Consider the following 2303-nt stretch of genomic DNA (forward strand, 5'->3'; position numbering starts at 1 on the left):
TAAACAGCTTCGCGCTCTCGTGGCTAAAGGATTTTATCGGCGATATGCCCCACGTCGTGAGCTCGGAGCAAAGTATATTCGTCCACGCAGCCTTTGACGGCGATAAAAGCGAAGAGGAGCAAGACGAGGACTACGTGCTGTGGAGCATAGAGCCATTTTGGGAGAGTAATAATACGGGCAAGAGGATATTTCACGGGCATGTCGCAAGCGAAGAAAATAGGATAACCAGGCGCGCAAACGACGTCTTTTCTATGGACGTGGGAGCCGTATTTTTTAAAAGGCTAGAGATAATGGAGATAAAAAGCGGTGAGAAATTTGAGGTGGATTTAAAGGAGCAAAAATGATTTATTTTACCTCCGATTTGCATTTCGGACATAGCAATATCATGAAATTTCACCCGTGCTTTAGGCCTTTTTCTAGCGTGGAGGCGATGGATAGAGCGCTTATTGGCCATTGGAACGAGAGAGTAAATCCCTGCGACACGGTCTATAACATAGGCGATCTAAGCTTTCACAAGGATATGGATACGAACATATCAATCTTTAGCAAGCTAAACGGCAAGCACGTCCTAGTGCTAGGCAATCACGACGAGGCGATAAAAAAGCATAAAGACGAGCTACTAGCTATAAAAAAGCAAGACGGCAACGCACTTTTTGAGGAAATTTGCGAATACAAAGAGATAACGGTGCAGCGCGAACAGGATAAATTTCGACTCGTGCTCTTTCACTATCCGCTAGCCGAGTGGAACGCAGGTCACTACGGCGCGATCCATCTCTACGGCCACATCCACGCAAATATCGCAAACGTAAAAGGCAAGGCGCTAAACGTCGGCTACGACCTGCACGGCAAGATTTTAAGCTTTGAGGAAATTTATGATTTCGTTAAAGACCTGCCGCCGTTTGAATATAGCGAACATAGGATGTTTAGCAAAGAAGATAGCGTAGAGAGCAGAAGTACGAGGATGAAAGAGGTTTTAGAAAAGCTAAATTTTGACTGACCTTAGTCAAATTTACGCTTTAAATTTACAAAGCAAATTTGGGCCGCAAACCTCAAATTTGAGCCCAAATTTGGCTATTTTCATAAAAACATCACAAACAAAAACACGCCCAAAATCATGCGGTAGATAACAAACGGCAACATGCTCGTGCGCGCGATCAGCGCCATAAACAGCCGCACGCAAAGATACGCGCTAAGGCCGCTAACCGCCGCACCGATAGCAAGGTCGCTCCAAGGCAGCGCGTCTGGGGTTTTTAGCAGCTTTACCGCCTCAAGGCCGCCTGCTAGCACGATAACCGGGATCGAGAGCAAAAACGAAAAATTCGCGCTTGCGCTGTGACTAAAGCCAAGCATCAGCGCCGCCGTCATCGTCACGCCCGAGCGCGAAACGCCGGGTATCAGCGCGATCGCCTGCGCTAGACCTACGATGAGAGCGAGCTTGATCGTCATTTCGTATTCGGTTTTTAGGCCTGATTTTTTGTCCGCGACGTAGAGCGCGATACCAAAGATTATCGTCATCGCCGCGATCACGAGCCCGTTTCTAGCGTACTGCTCGATGGCGTCGTTAAACGCTAGGCCAAAAAGCCCCACCGGCACGGTCGCAAAGCCGACCGACCACACGAGCGTGCTGTCGCCGACCTTCTCGCGCCGCGCGATAGATGCGAAAAAATCGCGCACGAGCCCAGCAAGCCTATCTTTGAAATAAAAAAGTATCGCCGCGAGCGTGCCTACGTGAACGGCGACGTCAAAGGCAAGCCCCTGATCCGCCCATCCAAGCAGCTTTGGTACGAGTACGAGATGCGCCGAGCTAGAGATCGGTAAAAACTCGCTAATGCCCTGAACTAGGGCCAAAACTATGATATGCGAAAGCTCCATCACGCGGCCTTTTGGTTAAATTTAAACGAATTTTGTGCGCTAAATTTGATTTTGTCTTGAGCATAAATTTGCTCGTTCAAGCCTTTTTGCGCGTCAAATTTACCTGCGCCGCGAACTAAATTTAAGATGAAGTTTTCGTCGGCGAATCTCCCTATTTTTTGCCTATATCTTTGCAATCTTTCCCTTTTTTTAATTTTGATTTTACCGCGAGCGACGCTAAATTTTAAATTTAGCCGCCTGCGAGTCCTTAAATTTGACGGATCCGGCCTGAGCCAAAACCGTCAAATTTAAAGCTAGATTTTACTTCGCCAACTCTTGCGCAAATTCCGCAATCTTTTCAGGCGTAAAGCCGAAATACTCAAACAACGCACCCGCCTTGCCGCTTTCGCCGAAGCTCTTCATTGAGTAAATTTCATCCGCAAATTTATACC

The 2303-nt window shown here is 47.5% G+C and carries 3 protein-coding genes and 1 pseudogene; 2 read left to right on the top strand and 2 right to left on the bottom strand.

What is annotated here, in order from left to right:
* Positions 1-344, top strand: a pseudogene (locus Q0338_RS02515) (serine/threonine protein phosphatase); the annotation flags it as partial.
* Positions 341-997 (top strand): metallophosphoesterase family protein, encoded by a 657-nt coding sequence (locus tag Q0338_RS02520; protein ID WP_298085387.1) that lies wholly within the window; start codon positions 341-343, stop codon positions 995-997. The pseudogene Q0338_RS02515 and the gene Q0338_RS02520, both read left to right, overlap by 4 nt.
* Before the next feature lie 80 nt (positions 998-1077).
* Here Q0338_RS02520 and Q0338_RS02525 read toward each other — a convergent pair whose 3' ends face one another.
* A complete protein-coding gene (locus Q0338_RS02525) occupies positions 1078-1872 on the bottom strand; it encodes an undecaprenyl-diphosphate phosphatase (RefSeq protein ID WP_298085388.1) in 795 nt (264 codons plus the stop codon).
* Positions 1872-2048, bottom strand: a complete 177-nt coding sequence (locus Q0338_RS02530) for a hypothetical protein (protein WP_297936676.1) — start codon at positions 2046-2048, stop codon at positions 1872-1874. The genes Q0338_RS02525 and Q0338_RS02530 overlap by 1 nt, the downstream gene beginning before the upstream one ends.
* Positions 2049-2303 lie beyond the last annotated feature (255 nt).

Origin of the sequence: uncultured Campylobacter sp., assembly GCF_938018145.1 — a bacterium.
Lineage (GTDB): Bacteria > Campylobacterota > Campylobacteria > Campylobacterales > Campylobacteraceae > Campylobacter_A.